Here is a 20,166-nt window from a genome sequence, read left to right on the forward strand (position 1 = left end):
GAACCGGAAAAGATAAAAGGCGATTTGATAAAGCGGCTGATAGAAAAGAGGGTTTTTTACAATAATAAAATATCGGGGCATTATACGGTTGGCGTTGAAGGGAGCGGTGTGATAAGTTGCGATACCGACAGGTTTGGATGCAGATTAAAACAGGAATTATATAACCACTCTAAATTAATATACAACAAACAATCATAAGGGGAACAAGTAACAGCCGTATTATTAACATAAGTGCTGATCAACGAAGCCTTGCCCAGAGTTTTCAAGACTATCAAAGCTGGTTGAAATAATTTACTCGCAGAATCGCTGGTATTCCTGCGCTATCCAAAATGTCTTATATTTAGGGTTCAATCCTAAACGTTATACAAATGCAGAGAAAGACATTTATAAAAAATACATTACTTGGAGCAGCGGCATTTACCATTGTGCCCCGGCATGTTTTAGGTGGCAGGGGCTATATAGCGCCCAATGATCGTATTAACCTTGGCTTTATTGGACTTGGTAAACAGGCAAGAGGTTTATTAAATGGAATGTCGGCTTTGCCGGAAGTGATGACCCTTGCTGCCAGTGATGTAGATAAAAAAAAGCTGGATTATTTTATACAACTTGCAAAAGCTGCCAATGCTAAAAAGGCAAATACTGATGTATCATCGTATGGTCATTACCGGGAGTTACTGAATAGAAAGGATATTGATGCGGTGGTAGTAGCTACTCCCGACCACTGGCATGCCCAGATAACTATTGATGCGGCAAAGGCAGGCAAAGATATATATTGCGAAAAGCCGCTTGCCTTAACCATTGCTGAAGGCAGGGCCATGGTTGAGGCGGTGCGAAAATACAGGCGGGTGCTGCAAACCGGCAGTATGCAGCGCTCTCAGAAATATTTCAGGCAGGCAAGTGAACTGGTGCGGAATGGATATATAGGACAGGTAAAAGAAATTAATGTGTCGGTTGGCGAGCCGGTAAAAGAATGCGATCTGCCTTCCCTGCCCGTTCCGGAGTACCTCGACTGGAATATGTGGATCGGCCCGTCACTATACCGGGGCTACAATCCCGTATTATCGCCACCTATTGAAGATAATTCCTGGGCCTGGTGGCGCGGCTACAAAGGTTTTGGCGGCGGGTATATTACAGACTGGGGCGCCCACATGTTCGACATTGTGCAATGGGCTTTGGACATGGACCATTCCGGCCCAGTGGAATTTAATCCGCCTTCAGCCCCGGGCGCTCAAAGTGGTCTGTCTTTTACTTATGCTAATGGAATTGTGGTTAATCATAAGCAATGGGGAGAGAGCAATGCCATCCAGTTTATTGGTACAGAAGGTACCATAGAAGTATCCAGATCTTTTTTACGCTCCAACCCGGCGAATATTGTTAGTCTGCAGCTTAGGTCATCCGACAAAAAACTATACCACAGCGATAACCATCACCAGGATTGGATTAATGCCATTAAAAAAAGAACAAGACCTGTTGCGGATGTGGAAATAGGACACCGTACAGCCACCGTGTGTAATGCGGTAAATATCGCATATGAGCTGCAAAAGCCGCTGAAGTGGAATCCCAGGAGGGAAAAATTTGATGACGACTCGGCTAACCTGATGATCTCAAGACCTTACCGTGCTCCATGGAATTTTAATGATTTTTAAAAGAAGTACTGGCTGCCGATCAAGCTGTATGTAATGACTTTGGGGATAAGGGTAAGCTTCCTATGCCGCCCGGAAGAAGATTTGCCATCCTTACCTGTGAAGACCGGCGAACTGATGGAAGTTAAAGAAGCAACAAAAGCAGGACGGGCAATATAAATAATCAGGACAAAAGATAATGTAATACCTCAACACCATTACGGATGCGCCTATGTGAAGCTGTGTACCTATCACCCTATGTGTTCAAAGAGGAAAACACATAGACACAGTGGGCACATAAAAACACAATAGCAAAAACAAAACCTAAAGAAACGGCTATGCTGTATAATGAGCCAAGAGATTGGCCGCATCCGGCAGGGCAGTACCTGGGTCGTGTTTTGCTGAAAGCTAAACAATATGTAGCCGCTGAAAAAGTATACAGGGAAGATCTGACTGTAAATCCCAATAATGGATGGTCGCTTACCGGACTGGCAGATGCATTACAGCAGCAGGAAAATATTCCCTGATGCCCGAATTATAATGGTGCTAATAACAGGTTGAACAACCATACTGGTAAAAGCAGTGATAAAAAGAAGAACTCAAGTATTAAGTAGAAAGCTTCACATTAACGGCATTAGCGCCTTTAGGTCCCATTTCAACTTCGAACGTTACTTTGCTGTGTTCTTTAACCGGTTCTAACAATGAATTGATATGCACAAAAACACTTTCCTGTGTTTCTTTATCCTTAATAAACCCGTAGCCCTTCGACTCATTGAAAAAAGTTACAATCCCCTTCCGGATCAAATCTGCCGGATCAATATCTGCCTGTTTGCGAACGCCAATTTCAATGTCTTCTACGTTAATCTTTACTTTTTTCCGTGGATCAGGAGGTGTAGATGAGAAATGACCATTTTCATCTACATAGGCGAGCATGTCATCCAAACTCTTGCCCGATTTTGAATTTTCCTTTCGTTCTTGTTTGCGTTCAGCTTTTTCTTTCTTGTTTTGTTGTTTTTTCTTTTCTCTTTCTTTTTTACTCCAGGTTTCTGCCATAAATATAATTTTACTTAATGTTTAACTGATTGTTTTTTCAGGTGAAGAGATTGCAGGAAAAGTAACGAAGCCTTTCACGTATCCTTTCAAAAGTACGAAATTTCCTGCTATTTACAGGCAGATGTTTGTAAGTCAGGCCTGGCCTTGGTTTTACAATTCGGCATGGCCGAATGCAGGTTGCTGCCCGGAACTGCTTTTAAAGGAAAAAAAAGTAATAGCTGCAGCAAATACTATTTACAGGCCGGTACACAAAGAACTATGTTTTAAAAAAGTGTATTGTTCCCTTATCGCTAATGAAATTTATATGTTCTTATTTTTAAATGTATTAACTTAACGGAAGGTTTTCTTTCGTATTTAGTCTTTTTATTCATCCACTCAATTTTTTTTATGAAAAAGATATTTTTGTTTGTTGCCTCAGTAATGGTGCTTTCATTTGTTGCTCCCGAAAAAGGCATTTCAAAAAAAGAGAGAAAAGATGCCGTCAAATTTTTAAAAGAAACGGAAATGGGAGTATATGCTTCTGTTAAAAACCTGAGCGAAGCGCAATTAAAATTTAAGCCTGCAGAAGATAAATGGAGCATAGAAGAATGTCTGAAACATATTGCAGCTTCTGAAACGATGTTATGGCAAGCCGCCAACGGTGCGATAGAACAGGCTGCCAACCCGGAAAAAAGAACGGAAATTAAAATGACAGATGAGGAAGTAAAGATTAAAATTGCCGACCGTTCACATAAGGTGAAGACCGCGCCCCCGCTTGAACCTCAGAATATTTCTTTCAAAAATGCGGAGGAAGCGTTAGCTTCCTTTAAAGAAAACAGGGCAAAACTTATTATCTACGTTAATAATACCGAAGCCGACCTGCGCAATCACGTTGCTGCATTTCCATTTGGCAGCCTTGATGCCTACCAGGTAATTTTATTTATTGGCGCCCATAGCAGGAGGCATACCCTGCAAATCGAAGAGGTGAAAATGGATCCAAATTTTCCAAAGGAGTAGTATTTTTCAATTGACACTAATTCTTTAAAATTTTAAATTCAACTCTTCTGTTCAACTGCCTCCCGTCATCCGTATCATTTGTGGCTACGGGTTTTGTTTCGCCATATCCCTGCGAAATGATCTTACTTTCGGCTATGCCTTTAGAAAGGATGTAATCCTTTACAGACCTGGCTCTGTTGTCGCTTAATGTAAAATTATATTCATCGGAGCCTTTACTGTCGGTGTGGGCGCTCATTTCTATTTCAATGGCAGGGTTCTCTTTCAGCAGCTTTACCACCCTGTCTAATTCTACGTAGGATTCAGGGCGCAGATCCCATTTATCAAAATCAAAGAACACATTGTTCAAGCGTACTACCTGCCCAATTTCGATAGGAAAAAGATACAGGTCTTTATGTATCTCTTTATATCCGGCTTTGGTTAAAGAGTCTAAGTTCAAGTTTTCTGACTGCGCAAAAAACTTATCCGCGGTTGCTCTTATGAGGTAATTCTTATCATAGGGTAACACTATTTTAAATGCGCCGTCTGAGGGGTTAGACACGCCGTTTCCTGCCTCTGTTCCATCTGGTAACGTTTCATATATAAGGGAAGCGCTCAGCGGTTGTTTGGTTTTTGCATTATACACATTCCCGCTCACCAATACCACGGGGTTCGGCTTTTCTTTCTCCAGCAATTTTACCCGCACAATATCGCTTTCGCCATAGGTATCTAAGTTAGTGGTTAAATAAGCGTATTCCCCACCGGCGTCCAGGGTAAAAAATGCATCCCAATCCGCCGTATTAACAGGGCTGCCGAGGTTAACCGGTTCACTCCACTTTTGCCATGATTTATCTAATCTTTTGGTCATCCATATATCATTATCTCCCAGTCCGCCCGGCCGGTTACTGCTAAAATATAAGGTTACGCCATCCGCAGCCAGGTAAGGCGTCATTTCATCATACGCAGGTAAATTTATTTTCTTGCCCAATGTTTTGGGTTCAGTCCATGTACCATCGGTTGTTAAAAAGCATACGTACAGATCATTATCCGGACTGCCTCTTTCAGGGGTCATATACAATAAAAGCGTTTGCCCATCGTGGGCCATGGTAGCGCCGGATTGGCGACCTTTATCATATTTTTCAAAGTTTTTAATGTACAGCATATCAGGCGCGCTCCAGGTGCTGTCGGCCTGCAGATGGCTCATACTTACCCCTTTACCCAGAAAAGCGCCTTCGGTAAAAGCGCCGCGTATTAAAATCCTGTTGTTGTCGGGCGATATCCAGTACACGGCGTTATAATGGGTGCTGTTTAAAGGAGCGCGCATGTGCCGGGCTTCACTCCAGTTGCCCAGGCTATCCCTTTTGGAATACCATATATCCTGCGAATTGGGTACAGAACGGAATTTTGTGTTGGCAGGATGGTTTTGGCAGATGAAGAACAGCAGATTGCCATCTGCCGATATGGTTGGCCTTAGTTCCGGTAAATCGGAATTGATATTAATGCCCAGGTTTTCGATTTTAACGATAGTGGAAGCGGTAATGATGTTGGCTGCCTGGGGTACTAATACTATTGCGCTGTCGAAAGCGGTTTGTGCGGCAATAGTTTGAATATACGAATACGCCAGAAGAGTAAGGATGGTCTTTTTCACGATACCGGATTTACTATAAAACGTAAATTTTGCATAAATAATATAAACGCGCTATAGCAGGTGGCGCATGGCTATGCGTTCATGTGCAGAAGATTAATTCAGGCACAGTTGTTTCTTTCTTAATTTAGAAGGTAGTTTGACCATATTAAATTAATCAATATGAAAAATTATATAGCAGTATGCATTATTGGCTGTTGTGTTTTTTTATCAGGGTCATTATTTTCCCAAACCATATCGGCAGGCGTGAACGGGGGTATTAGTATTCCCCAGTTAAAAAGCAGCGGAGACAATGAAATCAGCAAGGATTATTCATCAAGGCTTGCTGCTACTTTTGGACTGTTCGCTGATGTGGGCATAACGCAACAGTTCTCTGTAAAAGCGGCTGTTAATTACGCCGGGCAGGGAGGAAAAAGACAAGGCATGCAGCCGGTTACCGCTATCCCCCAGGCATTGTCGCAAATGCTGCCACCAGGCGCCGTGCTGTATGCCGATTTTAAAAATGAATCTGTTTTAAACTATATCGAAATTCCGGTTACGGTAAAATTCACATGGGGCAGCACGCTAAAGTATTACCTCAATGCGGGGCCTTATATTGGCATTTTACTGAACGCTTCTCAAAAAACAAATGGCAATAGCCGGCTTTATTTTGATAAAGGAGGTACACAGCCGCTAAGTATCCAGGGACAGCTATTGCCTTCCCAGTCTTTTAAGGCTGATACCGATATAAAGAAGGATATCAATCCGGTTAATTTGGGTATTACAGGAGGAATCGGATTAGCCTATCCGGCTGGCAGTTCCGGTGAAATAATACTGGATGCAAGAGGAGCTTATGGTTTAACAACTATCCAAAAAAATACAGATGCCAATGGTAAAAGCCGTACAGGAGGTTTGTTTTTAACACTTGGTTACGCGTATACGTTGCCTCATTAAAAGAAACTGGCACTCCCTCTTACTTAATAACAAACGGTTAACCAACTGCCATTACGCTTGTTGCGTTAAGGGCTTCAGGCGTGTTGCTACAACTGATCCGTACATACCCGGATGCATGCATCGGGGCAGTGCCTTGTTTTTTTGTAAATTTATATTGTCTTTTTTCCGCTGCCGTTTACCTGCTTAAATGATGTCACAATGCTTCTTCACTTTAAAAAATAAACTATATGGAATACGAAAATTTTCAAACCCCGTTTTCTAAAGCCTTCTTAACCGGGCTTTTTGTAGGTATTATAAGCACTTTCATTTGCTTAACCTATAACCTTGTTTACCGGGCCGAAACAGGGTTTATGCCAACAGATATCATTAATGTAGCCTCTATTATTTTTGGAGTGAACATCCTTTTTATTGTGGTTGGACTGATTTATTTTGCACTTACAAAAGCATCAGCAAAAGGTGAATTGGTTTTTATCATTCTGTTTTCCCTCCTTACTGTGTTTTTGGCCTGGCAGGCAGAAGGAGTGAACCGTTCTGTAAATCATGAGATGACCGTGCAATTCAGGGGTTTGTTATTAGGCGTTATTATTATTATGGGCATTGGCGCTTCTTTCCTGGTTCCTTTCCTGTTTCATAATAAAAAGTTTGAAAGAAACGTGTTATAGGTTAATGTAATTAAACACGCTCACGTACTAAAGCAAGGTATTTACTTGTACGTTTTTTTATAAAAGTGCTGGTATAGTATATATCAGCACTTTTTTATGTATCATATTAACGAACCTGTCCTCTTATAATACCGGCAGGATTAAAATTGGAATGCGCATTTACATATGCTGGCTCATTTAAAAGAAAATTATATTGTTCATCGGTAAGTTCTGTTACTATGTTTTGCCCGAAATCAGCCGCGGTATGGCATAAGAAAATTCTAACAGGGCCATTTACACCGGTGGCGCCGGCATGTATATGGGCAAATCGTAAAGCATCGCCGCTTTCCAAACCCTGTACAATGACTTTAGAATACAATTTTTTACTGGCGCTTACCCTTAAATGTGCAACGCCTTTTGTTGTGGTGGAAACAGCGGGAACTTCATTGTTTCCACTGAGCTGAATTACCATGTTGAGCACATAGGGGCCGCCACCATTGGCTTCTTTGTCGGCCATTTGCATAGCATTTGCAGCACCATCATCGTGCATTAAATTACTCTTTGTACAGGAGAAAATCGCTATACTTACAAACATAAGCATGTAACCAAACGTGTTCTTTTTCATGATGCAATCTTTTAATTGTTAACAAATAGAAGTAAGATGTCATTCATAGAAAAGGAATAACACAGGAATGGAACATTTAAGTTACAATAAAATGCTGCCATGTGTAAGTACAATCATTATAAAATCGTGAATAAACAATGTTCCGATTTCAATACAACACCACTTCTTCCTTATCCCATTCTACTGTTACTTTTTGCGAAATAATGGAATCTATGGCTTTGCCGCAATAATCGGGTTGTATGGGTAATTCGCGGCTGAAGCGGCGGTCAATCAATATGCAAAGCTCTACCTGGCGTGGCCGCCCGAAAGTAAGTAAAGCGTCTAAGGCCGCCCGTATGGTTCTGCCCTTATGCAGCACATCATCAATGAGTATTACTTTTTTTTCTTCAATAGAAAATGGAATATCTGTTTTATTGGCAGCATGCAGCTCGTTGCGCACATCATCGCGGTAAAAGGTAATATCCAGTTTGCCATATTTTATATCAATAGCAGGGTAGAGCTTCCGGATGTGAGCGGCGATCCTGTCCGATAAAAAAACGCCGCGGGGCTGAATGCCGATCAATACGGTATTAGACAGATCGCTATGCCGCTCAATGATCTCGTACGCCAGGCGCTGTATAGTAAGGTTTAACTGGTAGGGATCGAGAATGATTTTCAATGCATGAATATTTTAACAGCGAATGTAATTTATTTTTCACCTAAAAAGGGGTATGCGTAATCTGCCGGCGGAGTAAAGGTTTCCTTAATGGTTCTTGCACTCAGCCAGCGATACAGGTTAAGCATGCTACCGGCCTTATCGTTAGTGCCGCTGGCCCTGGCGCCGCCAAAGGGTTGTTGTCCTACCACTGCGCCTGTAGGCTTGTCATTAATATAAAAGTTACCGGCCGCATGGCGAAGCTTATCCGTGGCCAGCTCTACCGCGGCCCTGTCACGGGCAATAACGGAACCTGTTAAACCGTAGGAAGAGGTTTCGTCAACCAATTGCAGGGCGTCTTCAAACTTGCCGGCATGGTATACATAAATGGTTAATACCGGGCCAAAAATCTCTTCGCACATCGTAACATATTTGGGGTCTTTTGCTTCAATAATTGTGGGCTGAATAAAATAGCCTTTGCTTTTATCGCATTTGCCACCTGCCAGTATTTCTGCTTTTTTGTCTTTTTTTACGTTATCTATGTATGTCTTTATTTTATCGAAAGCCTTTTCATCAATAACCGCATTAATGAAATTGGAAAAATCTTCCACCGTTCCCATTTTAAAGCTTTTAATTCCGGCTACCAGTTTCTTTTTCACTTCATCGGCAATATTATCAGGAATATAGGCTCTTGAGGCGGCCGAGCATTTCTGCCCCTGGTATTCAAAAGCCCCGCGCAATAAAGCGGTTGCTACAATATCCGCATCAGCGCTTTTATGAGCAATCACAAAGTCCTTTCCGCCTGTTTCCCCCACAATACGCGGGTAGCTTTTATAGGAAGCGATATTTTCTCCAATCGTTTTCCATATCGTATTAAATACGGCCGTAGAACCTGTAAAGTGAACCCCCGCAAAATCGCGGTGCGAAAAACAAACTTTCCCGAGTACAGGCCCGTCCACGTATATTAAATTGATCACTCCATCAGGTAACCCGGCTTCTTTTAAAATACGCATGAACATCTGCGCGGAAAAAACCTGGGCGTTGGCCGGTTTCCACACTACCACATTACCACACATGGCTGCCGAAGTGGGCAGGTTGCCTCCGATAGCGGTAAAATTAAACGGCGTAACTGCAAGCACAAATCCTTCCAGTGAGCGCCATTCCATACGATTGTGTACTCCAGCGGAGCTAACCGGCTGCTGCTTATATATTTCACTGAGGTAATGTACATTAAACCTTAAAAAATCAATTAGTTCACAGGCTGAATCTATTTCTGCCTGGTAAGCATTTTTGCTTTGCCCAAGCATGGTAGTGCCGTTCATAAAAGAGCGGTATTTTGTTGCCATGAGATCAGCGGCTTTCAAAAAAATATTCGCCCTGTTTTCCCAGTTCATATCGGCCCATGCCGCTTTGGCTGCCAGCGCGGCGTCAATAGCCTGCTGCACATGCTTTTCATTGCCTTCATGAAAATAGCCTAATACATGACTGATCTCATGCGGCGGATGAATAGCCACGCTTTTACCGGTTCTCACTTCTTTACTGCCGATATACATAGGTATATCGGCCGTTTCTTTTTTAAGTTCCGCCAGTGTTCTTTTTAAGCTGATCTTTTCCGCACTGCCTGCTGTATAGTTCAGCACAGGTTCATTGACCGGTAAAGGATAGCTGAAATAACCTAAGCTCATAACGGTATGATTGATGTAATGAACAGATGAATTGCAAAGATAAAGCAGAATAGGAGTGGGAGTTCGTTTGTTGTTTGTTACACTTAATATAAATTTATATTAATATTAATATCATCTGTTTATATCGCTGCATTGGTCCATTCATTATTCACTATTCTCCATATATTTTGCGGATTGCCGTTCTTCAATGCATCGGGTAGCATGCTGTTTTTAAAACCCTGGAAACAAACCGGGCGTACCCAGCGTTTAATAGCGGTAGTGCCAACCGAAGTAAATCTCCCATCGGTAGTGGCAGGGTAGGGGCCGCCATGTACCATGCTGGCGCATACCTCAACACCTGTGGGTACGTCATTTAAAATAATTCTTCCTGCAAGGGTGGTTTGCAGATCAATTACATCCTGGTGAGCAGTAATATCGGCGTCTGTAGCCATAACTGTGGTGGTTAGCTGCCCTTTCAGTTGTTTCAGCACCACTATTAATTCTTCTTTACTATCGCAGCAAACGGCTAAGGAATAAGGTCCAAAAACTTCTTCGCGGAAATGCGGGTTTTGTAAAAAAATATTTGCTTTTACTTTTGCTACTGTTGGAAAAGCCTCTCCCTCGCCGGGAGCTTTTGCCGCCTGCCCTATTTTTTCTATTCCTTTTTGCGACAATGCCGCATCCAGCCCTTTACTGTAAGCCGCATGAATGCCGCTATGCAGCATTTTTTGCGGAAGGGTTTGTGTAATCTCATTACCCAGCAGGGTTAAAAAATTGTCCAGTGCATCGCTTTGTACAGCAAGCAGTAATCCGGGATTGGTACAAAACTGTCCCATGCCCAGGGCAATGGATGCAGCATAGCTTTTGGCTAATGCTGCAGAATTTTGCTGCAGCGTATCGGGCAAAAATACTACCGGGTTAATACTGCTCATTTCCGCGAAAACGGGAATGGGGGTTTCGCGCTGGTTGGCATATTCCCATAATGCTTTGCCGCCACTGAATGAGCCTGTAAAGCCCACAGCGGTTGTGTTGGGGTGTACAACCAGGGCCTTACCTGCTGTGCTGCCTGAACCTAATACATGTTGCACGGTATGGGTATGTACCCCTGTTTTTGTAATTGCTTTTTGCATGGCTTCAAAAACCAATTGTGAGGTTTTGGCATGCGCTGAGTGTCCTTTAATAACTACTGAGGAACCCGATGCCAGTGCGCTTGCCGTATCGCCACCTGCAGTGGAGAAGGCGAATGGAAAGTTACTGGCCCCAAAAACCACCACGGGGCCTGCGGGTAACAGCATTTTACGGGTATCGGGTTTGGGTGGCGTTCTGGTTGCATCTGCCGTGTCAATAGCTGCTTCTACCCAACTACCTTCTTCAATAAGACGGGCAAACATTTTTAACTGGTTGGTAGTGCGGCTCAATTCTCCGTTTAAGCGGGGGAGGGGAAGATTCGATTCTTCATGTGCCACGGGTATCAGCAACTCCCTTGCCGCTTCTATTGCCGCGGCTATTTCATTTAAAAAACCGGCGCGTTTAGCCGGGCTCAGTGTCTTATAACTATTAAACGCGTGCCGGGCGTTTTGCATTACCATATCAATATCGTTCATTCCTTATTTTTTGATGCGCCAAGATACGGCATTTTAGGGAGTGGTGGTGGGTAGTCAATAGTGAGTTGTAAAAAGTGAGAGAAGAAGTACCCGGCCGATCCTTAGTAGTTTTTGGCTGAACGCTGATAGCCGAATCTGACAGCTGACAGCCCATAGCTCAAACCTGTTTTACCAGATGCGATAATATGATGCCGGTTGCCACCGCCGCATTTAAAGATTCCGCCTGTCCTGTCCGGGGAATAGTTATCTCCTCTTTGCAGAAGCCCAGTAGTTCCGGATGAACTCCTTTCGACTCATTGCCCATCAGGATGGCGCCATGCGCCAGGGGAGAGCATTGATATATTGATTTCCCCTGTAGTGTTGCCGCATATATATCAGTGCCGGCATTGGCTTTGCACCAGTCTGTAAGGAGGGTATATATTACGTTTACTCTCAGTAAGCTGCCCATGGTAGATTGAACGACTTTGGGGTTATACAGGTCAGCGCATTCGGGGCTGCATAGTATGGTGCTGATGCCAAACCAGTCGGCTATGCGCACGATGGTACCAAAATTACCGGGATCCTGTATGCCATCAAGCATTAAAAAAAGACCGGGGTGAATAGTAGTCTCCGGCTGATCTTTCTTTTTTCTTACAATGGCAAGCACCTGGTTGGGCGTGCTGCGGGAAGATATTTTTTCAAGATCTGATGCGTCTGCCAGAAAAATACATGATGGGTTTACTTCCTTCAGACAGGTATTGTTATTGCTTAGCCAATTTTCAACAGCGTACAGCGCAAGTATTTCGCCCGGCGCCTGCAACAGAAATTCTTCCGTAATTTTGGGGCCTTCAATTACGAAACATCCTTCTTCATCCCTTAATTTTTTATGGTATAAACTTTGAATATATTTGACCCTTGATTTGCTGAGCATCCTTATTTTTATTTATGTCTGATTCACCAACGAAACGCCCAAGTAAATTTTTTTTCACAAAAATAATGTATACAAGGCGTTCCATCCGGCAAAATATCAGCGCTGAAATCGGCAAATTAAAAAATATACGGATGAAAATACATTCTTCTTTCTTTAATCATTTCTATTTCATTATAATCATTTTAGGACTGGCATCATCATGCACAGTAGTAAAAAAATACCGCCCCTATAAGCCCTTTGTTTTTGAGAACCAAATAGCCATTAATGGTAAAATAGGTTCCGCCGAAAAAAAGGAACTGGAAAGCAAGCTGGAAGCCCAGATTGAGGATAGTGTAAAACCCATTTTCAAAAGTGTTTTATTTATCCGCCATGTGTTAACCGGACCGGCAGTATTCGACAGCAACTATGTTAAGCGGTCTGTTGAAAACATGGGTAATTTGCTGCATAATAACGGCTATTACAGGAGTAATGTATATGCGGAATGGAATAAAGTGGATACGGTTATCCGCAATGAAAAACCCGATCAGTACCGGCTGAAAGTGCGCTACCATGTTAATACCGGGAATATGTTTCGCATAGATTCCATAAGCTATCATTTTACCGATACCACATTGCAAAGGCTGGTAAGTGAAAACAGGGATAAATCACTCCTGAAAAAATCGGATCCTTTCAGCAAACAAAAAATTGATGAAGAGTTGAACCGGCTGATAGACGTATTCCGCAACAATGGCTATTACCGGATCAACCGGGAGATGATTAAAGCGCAGTTAGATACCGTGAACGTGTCGCTGATAGACGCGTCTGCAGATCCATTTGAACAAATACGGCTCCAGGTTGAAGCGCAGCGGAAGAGCCAAAACCCAACGATAGATATTGCTATTTTGGAAATACCCTTAAAAGACAGTTCCATTACACAATTATATAAAGTAGGCAATGTTGTTATTTTGCCCGATGAGCCGGCGGAATTGATGACGGGTACGCAGCGAAATTTACAGTTAACGAAATATGGGGGTTACAGCATTTATAGCCGTTATCATCTTTTTAAACCCTCTTTTCTGGTAAAAAGAATTGCATTGAAGCCGGGCGAGTTGTTTCGTGCATCCGATTTCAATAAAACATTGCTCAACTTTAACCGTATTGAGGCCTGGCAAAATGTAACCATTAACGCGCGTCCCACCGATTCCATTGAGCCGGTAGTGGATTTTTTTATCCGGATGGTTCCTGCAAAAAAATATTTTTTCAGCGCCGATTTCGAAGGCTCAAGTATACTTTCTGCTCAAAACCAATTGTATAATGCGGGTAATAAAGGACTGGCACTTAATTTTCAGTTAAGGAACAGGAATGTTGCCCGCCAGGCACTACAATTGGAAAATGTGCTGCGAACAGGTATTGAGTTTACGGATTTCCGCAAGATACTTTCTACAGAGGTGGGGTTAAGCAACAGGCTTATTTTTCCGCGTTTACTCACCCCCTTTAAACTAAAGAACCAGGCAGATTTTTTGAATGCCAGAACCTATGTAAACTTAGACGGGTCGTATATAGACCGGTATAAATATTATAAGATCAATACGGTAAACGCATACCTCGGGTATGAGTTTCAGAAAAGGGCCAATATTAACTGGCAGATCAGGTTTCCGAATGTTGAGTTTACGCGCATTTATAATATTGACCTCGGCTTTGAGGAGTTGATCCGCGATTATCCGCTCCTCTCATATTCTTATAACAACGGGCTTATCATGGGGATTAACGGAACCTATACCCGCAGGTTCAATGCTGCCAATCCGCGGATATTTAATTATTTGAGATTGTATGGTGAAGAATCGGGATTGCTTATAGGTGAGCTGTTTAAAAAGCAAACGGCAAACAGGAAACCGCTTGGCCAATTATACCGCTTTATAAAATTAAGTGCCGATTTCAGGCATTATGTTACACATGCCAAGTCCATGTGGGCGTACAGGGTATTTGCCGGGTACGGGCTTGGTTTTGAAACAGAAAACCGGCAGGGAGATATTTCCCTCCCTTTTTTCAGGCAGTTTTTTGCCGGTGGTCCCAATAGCATGCGGGGATGGCAATTGCGTAAACTGGGGCCGGGCTCCAGTATTTTTTATGATACACTCAGGGTTCGAACGGTTACAACCGACCCACCGGGTGTGGTGGAGAAAAAATTTGACGACAGGTATGCCGATATACAGTTAGAAGGAAATATTGAATACCGGTTTGATATTTTTCCCGTATATGGCTACTGGCTGCGCGGGGCTTTATTTACCGATATCGGCAATGTTTGGGTAAGGAGATCTTCAAGCCCCGAATTTAAATATGCTGTATTTGATGTGGGCAGGCTGTATAAAGATATTGCAGTGGCCGGCGGCGCGGGGCTGAGGTTAGATTTTAAGTTTTTTTTATTGCGGTTCGACTTTGGGTGGCGGTTAAAAGATCCTTTGTATGCATCGGATGAATTTATAAAACCGAAAAATAATGGCTGGTTCATTACTTCTAATATGAGAAGCCCTGTGCTTCAGTTTGGTATTGGGTATCCTTTTTAAATGCGCAATACAGGCTATGTGTTATTTTGGTGCTTCAGCGCTTCCGCCATTTGCTGAAACATCTCCAGCGTCATAGCGTCTTCCAGCGTAAATTCTCCTATTCGTGTGCGGCATAAGCTGCTCAGGTGAGCGCCACAACCCAGGGCGTTGCCATAATCGTGTGCCAAACTGCGTATATACGTTCCCGTGGAACATACTACTTTAAAATATACTTTGGGCAGTTCAATACCTGTGATGGTAAATGCTTTTATGAACAATGTTCTGGGCTCCAGTTTAACGGCTATACCCTTCCGGGCCATTTCGTATACGCGCTTACCGTCTTGCTTTATGGCGGAATGTGCCGGAGGAACCTGCTGAATGTGCCCGGTAAATTGTTTCGTTAATTCATGTAACTGGTTTTCAGTAATATGTTGGTAGTCCTTAAAGTTCTCCGGTTCACTTTCCAGGTCGTAGGTAGGCGTGGTGGCGCCCAGCGTAAAGCTGCCGGTGTATTCCTTTTCCCGGGCCATGTATTCATTTATTTTCTTTGTAAACTTCCCGGTACACACAATCAGTAATCCTGTGGCTAAAGGATCGAGGGTTCCGGCATGACCTACTTTTTTTATTTTTATAGCAGAACGTATTTTTCTCACTACGTCAAAAGATGTCCAGCGTAGTGGTTTATTGATCAGCAACACTTTTCCTTCGGCAAACGGGTTATTTGGTTCAGACTGCATGCGGCTTGAAAGTTTGGCGCAAAGATATGGGGGAAGGGATATGAAAATGTGAAAATATGCAAATGTGGGAATGCGGGAAATAGAGCAATTGACGTGTGACTTGAGTTTGACCTTTTTTCATATCTCGGCTTTGAATTTTATTTGGTTCTTATTATTTGCTTTTGGGTTTTTTTCTTCGGTGCGCTTATAATGCCTGCCTTGCTTTCAATTCAATATACTTATTAAGGATATTTATGCTTACCTGCTGAGGAGTAGTTAACATAGAAAGTATACCATGCTGCTGCAGCTCTTTTACGATCAGTCTTTTTTCAAAAGCGAACTTATCCGCAATGGTTTTTATATAAATATCTTCGAGGTTTCCGGCCGGCTTTTCCCTGAGCGCTTTCAGTTCCGTATTTTCAAAAAACACCACCAGCAGCAAATGATGTCTGGCTATTTTGCGCAGGTAGGGCAACTGGCGCTGAAAGCCGGGAATAGATTCAAAATTGGTAAAGAGAATCAGCAATGCCCTGCTTTTTATTTTACCACGGATATGTGCATACAGCGCTTCAAAATCGGTTTCTGAAAAATGGGTTTGCTGGCGGTATAAGTTTTCCAGTATCATTTCCATTTGTATGCCTTTTCGGTCTGCCGCCAAAAAAGTTTCCGGGTGGCTGGCAAAAGTAAGCAACCCGGCTTTGTCGTGTTTCAGCAAAGCTACATTGGTTAATACCAGCGAGGCATTAATGGCATAGTCTAAAAGCGTCATGCCTTCGAAAGGCATTTTCATATTACGCCCCTTGTCAATGAGACAGTAAATATGCTGACTTTTTTCATCCGTAAAGGTATTTACCATCAGGTCTCCTTTACGTGACGTAGCTTTCCAGTTCACATTCCTGTTATCATCGCCGGATACATATTCCTTAATTTGTTCAAATTCCATACTGCTGCCTGATTTTCGCAAACGATGGATACCTGTTTCATTCAGGCGGTTACTTACAGCCATTAGCTGGTATCGTTTCAATTGCTGAAAAGATGGATAGGCAGGAATTACCTGCTGCTGTTCAAAAATATACCGGCGTTGCACCAGTGCCAGCGGACTGGTTACAAAAGCATTGATATTACCAAAAGCATACTCGCCTCTTTGCATCGGGCGCAATGAATAGGTGAGATGGTACTCCTTCCCGCCTTTCAATACCGCTTTCCTTTTCCAGTTTCTTTGCTGGAACTGAAACGGCAGTTCATCAATAAGTTTAACGCTTACAGTAAATGTATAATGATTTTCAATCTGCAGGTGAATCATATTGTCATCGCCGTTACTGAAACGCCCGGCAGTGACCCGCCTGCCATTGAGTGCTCGCGGCTTGGCATACAATACAATAGCATCTATCAATACAAGAACAGTCAGGGAAACCAAGAGCAAACGGGCCGGAATAAACAATACCGGAATAAAAAAAGAAAGGATAAATAACAGCACAACAGCAGCCAGCAACAGGTATACGTTGCGGGTAAGCATAAAGGAGCGGTATAGCGCCACAAGATTTTTCAATAGTTATCGCGGTATTTCCAGTGCGTGAATAATTTCTTTTATGACATCATCTTCCGTTGCGCCCTCCATTTCTTTTTCAGGCGTTAAAATAATGCGGTGGCGCAATACCGGAACAGCCATTTCTAAGATGTCTTCCGGCTTTACAAAGTCACGGCCCTGCATAGCTGCTATGGCTTTGGCCGACATCATTATGGCTAATGAAGCCCTGGGAGAGGCGCCGAGGTAAATAGATTTGTGCGATCGGGTAGATGTTACCAGGCGGGCGATGAACTGCAATAGTTTTTCTTCAATCAATACCAGTCTTACTAATCGCCTTAGTTCGCTGATCTGCGTTGCCGATAAAACAGCATGTAGCTGTGCGGCTATTTCTTCCCCCGGAGTTTGATGAAACCGGTTTAATATGGCAATTTCTTCTTCTTCAGTAGGGTACGGAACGGTTATTTTAAAAAGAAAACGATCTAACTGCGCTTCAGGTAAACGATAGGTTCCTTCCTGCTCCACAGGATTTTGTGTGGCCAGCACCATAAAAGGCTTTTCCATTTGGTGCGAGTAGCCATCTACCGTTACCTGCTTTTCTTCCATTACCTCAAATAATGCCGCCTGTGTTTTTGCCGGCGCCCGGTTAATTTCATCCACCAGCACAATGTTACCGAAAACAGGTCCGCGTTTAAACTGGAAGCCGCCTTCCTTCGGGTTAAAGATGGAAGTACCCAGTACATCGGACGGCATCAAATCGGGCGTAAATTGTATGCGTGAAAAATGCAATGCAATACATTTAGCCACCAGTCTGGCGGTTAAGGTTTTGGCCACGCCCGGAACACCTTCTATCAATACATGCCCGTTGGCAAGCAGCGCCGCCATAATTAATTTGACCATGTCGTGCTGCCCAACAATTACCTTGCTTATTTCGCTGCGCATTTGCGCTACAATTTCATGCAGTTGCGAGAGATCCGTTCGGGGCTGAAATACATTTTCTTCCATGCTAAGTAATTTTATAAAAGCGTTCTAATAACTGATAAAACTCAGCTACCTGCCGGTCGTGAACAGCAGGCACTTCCTGTATAAAGCGAATATAGTCTGTTATAGATTGAATGGTATGCACACTGCATCCTGATTTTTGAGAAAGCCGTGTAATAAAATCCGCATCCATATTTCCTGCGGCCATATTAAAATGGCGGAGAACATATTCTGTAAAATAAACGCTCATTTTCTGGCAGAGGTTTTTATTATCTCTTTTCTGAAAGTATAAGCGGCCAATGGTTTTTACAAAGTCTAATGAGTCGTTGCCCGGTGCGGTAACAACAGGTATCATACGCTGATTTCTTTTTATGCCGAGCAATATATATATCACCAATCCCGTAAGCGCAGTGAGTAAGGCCATACGAAAGGCCGGTTGTTCCATTAATACACGAAGCGGGGACGGACTATTTTGTCCGTTGCCCTGGGGCTTGTGAAGGTAGTATTCGTCCCATATCACGGTTGAAGCCTGTGCATCCATAGCAGAGAGTAACTGGCTGTAGTAGCCCATGTTTTCTTTATGGAGCAAAAAATAATTACTGAACGCGAGCGGCGCGGTGTGAATGAAAAAATTGCCATCACCTACACGTAACCGGATATAAGAAGGCTTGCTTTTGGCCGATGTACCCAGCACGTACGACATGGAAGAGTCGAAAGTATTAAACCAGGAATTAAATTTTCTGCCGGGATAAGCATACCGGTTATGCGTTGTAGAAAAAGGAGGATGCATAAGCCCCAGGTCGAGAGTATCTAATTCAGAAAAGTTTTCGAATACCGGGAAACCTGCATCGGCATAACTCAAATCCAAATGAAAAAAACGCTGCGCATCATTGCTCAGATCGTACGATGAGATGAGTACATCGTTGCCTCTGCCTGCAAAATGGAACAATTCGGTCAATTCGTCATTGCTGGCATTAAAATCTTTGCAAATAATAATCATAGCCTGCCTGCCGGTATCATAATCCAATACCGTTTCATCCCAATAGCCCGGCACTTTTTTATTGATGGTTATTTTTGCCTGTGGAAATAAATGAGAAATATTTTGGTAGGCTACATAAGTTCCGTAAGGGATCTTATCTTTTTTATTCAGGGTAACCCGGTGATCGAAAATGTTTTTATTTCCTCCTGTTAGCAGGGCTAATAGCAGTAAAAACAATAAACCGCCCAGCAGGTATGGTATTGTTTTTTTCAAATAGATATCCCCGCTTTTTGGTAGAGTGAAGAAAAATCGTGCTGAATGTTTTCATACTGTTCCCTGCTTACCGGTATTTCTCCATACCATGCATATTCGTAGCTGCGGGTAACCCGAAAAAAATCCTTATAAAAGGTCTGTGTATATAACCGGGCAAGATATTCGCTATTAGTGGTACCGGTGGCATAGTGGATCAAACCATTTTGAGAAAAGATTTTTAATAAGTGCAGGTAAGAAAAACGTATGGCTAACCGGTAGTCACCTTCCGCTGCAGCCAGGGTAATGGCTTCCTGCAGGTTAGCCGTAAAAATATTATCTACGCCGTCTTCCTTTACCTGCGAAGACAAGGCAATGGGTTTGCTTGATCCAAATATGTTCATTTTATTTTGTATAAGGAACCATATCACAGTGGCTGAAAACAGGGTGAGCATGAGCAGCCACATCAACTGCCTGAAAACAGGTGAACGGAGCAGGCTAAAAACAATATTCCAAAACCTATCCCACAATGAATTGCTGCCGCTGTCTTTCTTTTGGGCTTGCATGTCTTTATTGGCATACCAGAAGGCCTTATCCGCTTTCAGTGCCTGCGTAACCGAATCGGGAACAAGCCTGTTTTTTATGGCAGATGAATCATATAATGAAGAGTGATATTCCTTGCCGGAAAAAAATAAGGTATCCTGCTGCGTTCCATCATAATCGCTGTTGGCTGAGTAGCTGGTCAGGCTGTCCAACATGGTTTCTATACTGTCTTTCTCCACTGTTGCCACCATACTGTCAGCCTGCTCCTGGCCATAACAGGAAACAGGGACAGCAGTAAAAACGGCGCCGGTAAATAACAGGTATATATAAATGAGGCGCCCGATCACA

At 42.9% G+C, this 20,166-nt stretch carries 20 protein-coding genes; 8 read left to right on the forward strand and 12 right to left on the reverse strand.

Annotated elements, in window-relative coordinates; translation table 11 throughout:
* From VL121_RS02295 to VL121_RS02310, 4 genes are all read left to right on the forward strand, one after another.
* Nucleotides 1-198, forward strand: a 198-nt coding sequence (locus VL121_RS02295; protein WP_325401728.1) for a hypothetical protein, incomplete at its 5' end; no start/stop codon positions are given.
* Between the two features lie 170 nt (nucleotides 199-368).
* Complete coding sequence (locus VL121_RS02300) at nucleotides 369-1,646, forward strand: Gfo/Idh/MocA family protein (protein ID WP_325401730.1); 1,278 nt, start codon at nucleotides 369-371, stop codon at nucleotides 1,644-1,646.
* Between the two features lie 33 nt (nucleotides 1,647-1,679).
* Nucleotides 1,680-1,802, forward strand: coding sequence for a hypothetical protein (locus VL121_RS02305; RefSeq protein WP_325401732.1), 123 nt, complete (start codon nucleotides 1,680-1,682; stop codon nucleotides 1,800-1,802).
* A 158-nt stretch (nucleotides 1,803-1,960) separates the two neighbouring features.
* Nucleotides 1,961-2,149, forward strand: a complete 189-nt coding sequence (locus VL121_RS02310; protein ID WP_325401734.1) for a hypothetical protein — start codon at nucleotides 1,961-1,963, stop codon at nucleotides 2,147-2,149.
* A gap of 79 nt (nucleotides 2,150-2,228) precedes the next feature.
* On the opposite strand, the gene VL121_RS02315 is transcribed toward VL121_RS02310, so the two are convergent.
* Nucleotides 2,229-2,675, reverse strand: coding sequence for a cold-shock protein (locus VL121_RS02315; RefSeq protein WP_325401736.1), 447 nt, complete (start codon nucleotides 2,673-2,675; stop codon nucleotides 2,229-2,231).
* A 387-nt stretch (nucleotides 2,676-3,062) separates the two neighbouring features.
* On the opposite strand from VL121_RS02315, the gene VL121_RS02320 reads away from it, so the two are divergent.
* Nucleotides 3,063-3,671 carry a DinB family protein gene (locus tag VL121_RS02320; protein ID WP_325401738.1) on the forward strand — a complete coding sequence of 203 codons (609 nt, stop codon included), beginning with the start codon at nucleotides 3,063-3,065 and terminating at the stop codon, nucleotides 3,669-3,671.
* A 16-nt stretch (nucleotides 3,672-3,687) separates the two neighbouring features.
* Here VL121_RS02320 and VL121_RS02325 read toward each other — a convergent pair whose 3' ends face one another.
* Complete coding sequence (locus tag VL121_RS02325) at nucleotides 3,688-5,295, reverse strand: OmpA family protein (protein ID WP_325401740.1); 1,608 nt, start codon at nucleotides 5,293-5,295, stop codon at nucleotides 3,688-3,690.
* 159 nt (nucleotides 5,296-5,454) lie between these two features.
* Here VL121_RS02325 and VL121_RS02330 point away from each other — a divergent pair, with 159 nt between their 5' ends.
* A complete protein-coding gene (locus tag VL121_RS02330) occupies nucleotides 5,455-6,225 on the forward strand; it encodes a porin family protein (RefSeq protein WP_325401742.1) in 771 nt (256 codons plus the stop codon).
* A 227-nt stretch (nucleotides 6,226-6,452) separates the two neighbouring features.
* A complete protein-coding gene (locus VL121_RS02335; protein ID WP_325401744.1) occupies nucleotides 6,453-6,887 on the forward strand; it encodes a hypothetical protein in 435 nt (144 codons plus the stop codon).
* 106 nt (nucleotides 6,888-6,993) lie between these two features.
* Here VL121_RS02335 and VL121_RS02340 read toward each other — a convergent pair whose 3' ends face one another.
* From VL121_RS02340 to VL121_RS02360, 5 genes are all read right to left on the reverse strand, one after another.
* Nucleotides 6,994-7,491, reverse strand: a complete 498-nt coding sequence (locus VL121_RS02340; RefSeq protein ID WP_325401746.1) for a CHRD domain-containing protein — start codon at nucleotides 7,489-7,491, stop codon at nucleotides 6,994-6,996.
* A 148-nt stretch (nucleotides 7,492-7,639) separates the two neighbouring features.
* Nucleotides 7,640-8,149, reverse strand: coding sequence for a bifunctional pyr operon transcriptional regulator/uracil phosphoribosyltransferase PyrR (gene pyrR, locus VL121_RS02345; protein ID WP_325401748.1), 510 nt, complete (start codon nucleotides 8,147-8,149; stop codon nucleotides 7,640-7,642).
* Between the two features lie 29 nt (nucleotides 8,150-8,178).
* Nucleotides 8,179-9,810, reverse strand: coding sequence for an L-glutamate gamma-semialdehyde dehydrogenase (pruA, locus tag VL121_RS02350; protein ID WP_325401750.1), 1,632 nt, complete (start codon nucleotides 9,808-9,810; stop codon nucleotides 8,179-8,181).
* Nucleotides 9,811-9,929: 119 nt separating this feature from the next.
* Entirely contained in the window at nucleotides 9,930-11,393 is a 1,464-nt protein-coding gene (locus VL121_RS02355) for an aldehyde dehydrogenase (NADP(+)) (protein WP_325401752.1), read from the reverse strand.
* A gap of 157 nt (nucleotides 11,394-11,550) precedes the next feature.
* Nucleotides 11,551-12,303 carry a TrmH family RNA methyltransferase gene (locus VL121_RS02360; RefSeq protein WP_325401754.1) on the reverse strand — a complete coding sequence of 251 codons (753 nt, stop codon included), beginning with the start codon at nucleotides 12,301-12,303 and terminating at the stop codon, nucleotides 11,551-11,553.
* A 131-nt stretch (nucleotides 12,304-12,434) separates the two neighbouring features.
* On the opposite strand from VL121_RS02360, the gene tamL reads away from it, so the two are divergent.
* On the forward strand, nucleotides 12,435-14,846 hold the full coding sequence (gene tamL / locus VL121_RS02365) for a translocation and assembly module lipoprotein TamL (RefSeq protein ID WP_325401756.1): 2,412 nt from the start codon (nucleotides 12,435-12,437) through the stop codon (nucleotides 14,844-14,846).
* 14 nt (nucleotides 14,847-14,860) lie between these two features.
* Here the strand turns inward: tamL and truB are convergent, their stop codons facing one another.
* The 5 genes from truB to VL121_RS02390 form a co-directional block, all read right to left on the reverse strand.
* A complete protein-coding gene (truB, locus tag VL121_RS02370; RefSeq protein ID WP_325401758.1) occupies nucleotides 14,861-15,562 on the reverse strand; it encodes a tRNA pseudouridine(55) synthase TruB in 702 nt (233 codons plus the stop codon).
* A 184-nt stretch (nucleotides 15,563-15,746) separates the two neighbouring features.
* A complete protein-coding gene (locus tag VL121_RS02375; protein WP_325401760.1) occupies nucleotides 15,747-17,090 on the reverse strand; it encodes a DUF58 domain-containing protein in 1,344 nt (447 codons plus the stop codon).
* 3 nt (nucleotides 17,091-17,093) lie between these two features.
* Nucleotides 17,094-18,071: an AAA family ATPase gene (locus tag VL121_RS02380; protein WP_325401761.1), complete on the reverse strand. Its 978-nt coding sequence runs from the start codon at nucleotides 18,069-18,071 to the stop codon at nucleotides 17,094-17,096.
* Nucleotide 18,072: 1 nt separating this feature from the next.
* Nucleotides 18,073-19,299 carry a DUF4350 domain-containing protein gene (locus VL121_RS02385; protein ID WP_325401763.1) on the reverse strand — a complete coding sequence of 409 codons (1,227 nt, stop codon included), beginning with the start codon at nucleotides 19,297-19,299 and terminating at the stop codon, nucleotides 18,073-18,075.
* Nucleotides 19,296-20,165 carry a DUF4129 domain-containing protein gene (locus VL121_RS02390; protein ID WP_325401765.1) on the reverse strand — a complete coding sequence of 290 codons (870 nt, stop codon included), beginning with the start codon at nucleotides 20,163-20,165 and terminating at the stop codon, nucleotides 19,296-19,298. Before VL121_RS02390 ends, VL121_RS02385 begins: the two co-directional genes overlap by 4 nt.
* Nucleotide 20,166 lies beyond the last annotated feature (1 nt).

It is taken from the genome of Agriterribacter sp. (genome assembly GCF_035497235.1).
Lineage (GTDB): Bacteria > Bacteroidota > Bacteroidia > Chitinophagales > Chitinophagaceae > Agriterribacter.

Bases quoted from the DNA above. Each gene is read 5' to 3' on its own strand.
- VL121_RS02340 (WP_325401746.1), bottom strand. From the start codon at position 7,491: ATGAAAAAGAACACGTTTGGTTACATGCTTATGTTTGTAAGTATAGCG.
- tamL (WP_325401756.1), top strand. From the start codon at position 12,435: ATGAAAATACATTCTTCTTTCTTTAATCATTTCTATTTCATTATAATC.
- VL121_RS02335 (WP_325401744.1), top strand. From the start codon at position 6,453: ATGGAATACGAAAATTTTCAAACCCCGTTTTCTAAAGCCTTCTTAACC.
- VL121_RS02355 (WP_325401752.1), bottom strand. From the start codon at position 11,393: ATGAACGATATTGATATGGTAATGCAAAACGCCCGGCACGCGTTTAAT.
- VL121_RS02305 (WP_325401732.1), top strand. From the start codon at position 1,680: ATGACTTTGGGGATAAGGGTAAGCTTCCTATGCCGCCCGGAAGAAGAT.
- VL121_RS02380 (WP_325401761.1), bottom strand. From the start codon at position 18,071: ATGGAAGAAAATGTATTTCAGCCCCGAACGGATCTCTCGCAACTGCAT.
- VL121_RS02310 (WP_325401734.1), top strand. From the start codon at position 1,961: ATGCTGTATAATGAGCCAAGAGATTGGCCGCATCCGGCAGGGCAGTAC.
- VL121_RS02330 (WP_325401742.1), top strand. From the start codon at position 5,455: ATGAAAAATTATATAGCAGTATGCATTATTGGCTGTTGTGTTTTTTTA.
- VL121_RS02315 (WP_325401736.1), bottom strand. From the start codon at position 2,675: ATGGCAGAAACCTGGAGTAAAAAAGAAAGAGAAAAGAAAAAACAACAA.
- truB (WP_325401758.1), bottom strand. From the start codon at position 15,562: ATGCAGTCTGAACCAAATAACCCGTTTGCCGAAGGAAAAGTGTTGCTG.
- pruA (WP_325401750.1), bottom strand. From the start codon at position 9,810: ATGAGCTTAGGTTATTTCAGCTATCCTTTACCGGTCAATGAACCTGTG.
- VL121_RS02300 (WP_325401730.1), top strand. From the start codon at position 369: ATGCAGAGAAAGACATTTATAAAAAATACATTACTTGGAGCAGCGGCA.
- VL121_RS02360 (WP_325401754.1), bottom strand. From the start codon at position 12,303: ATGCTCAGCAAATCAAGGGTCAAATATATTCAAAGTTTATACCATAAA.
- VL121_RS02320 (WP_325401738.1), top strand. From the start codon at position 3,063: ATGAAAAAGATATTTTTGTTTGTTGCCTCAGTAATGGTGCTTTCATTT.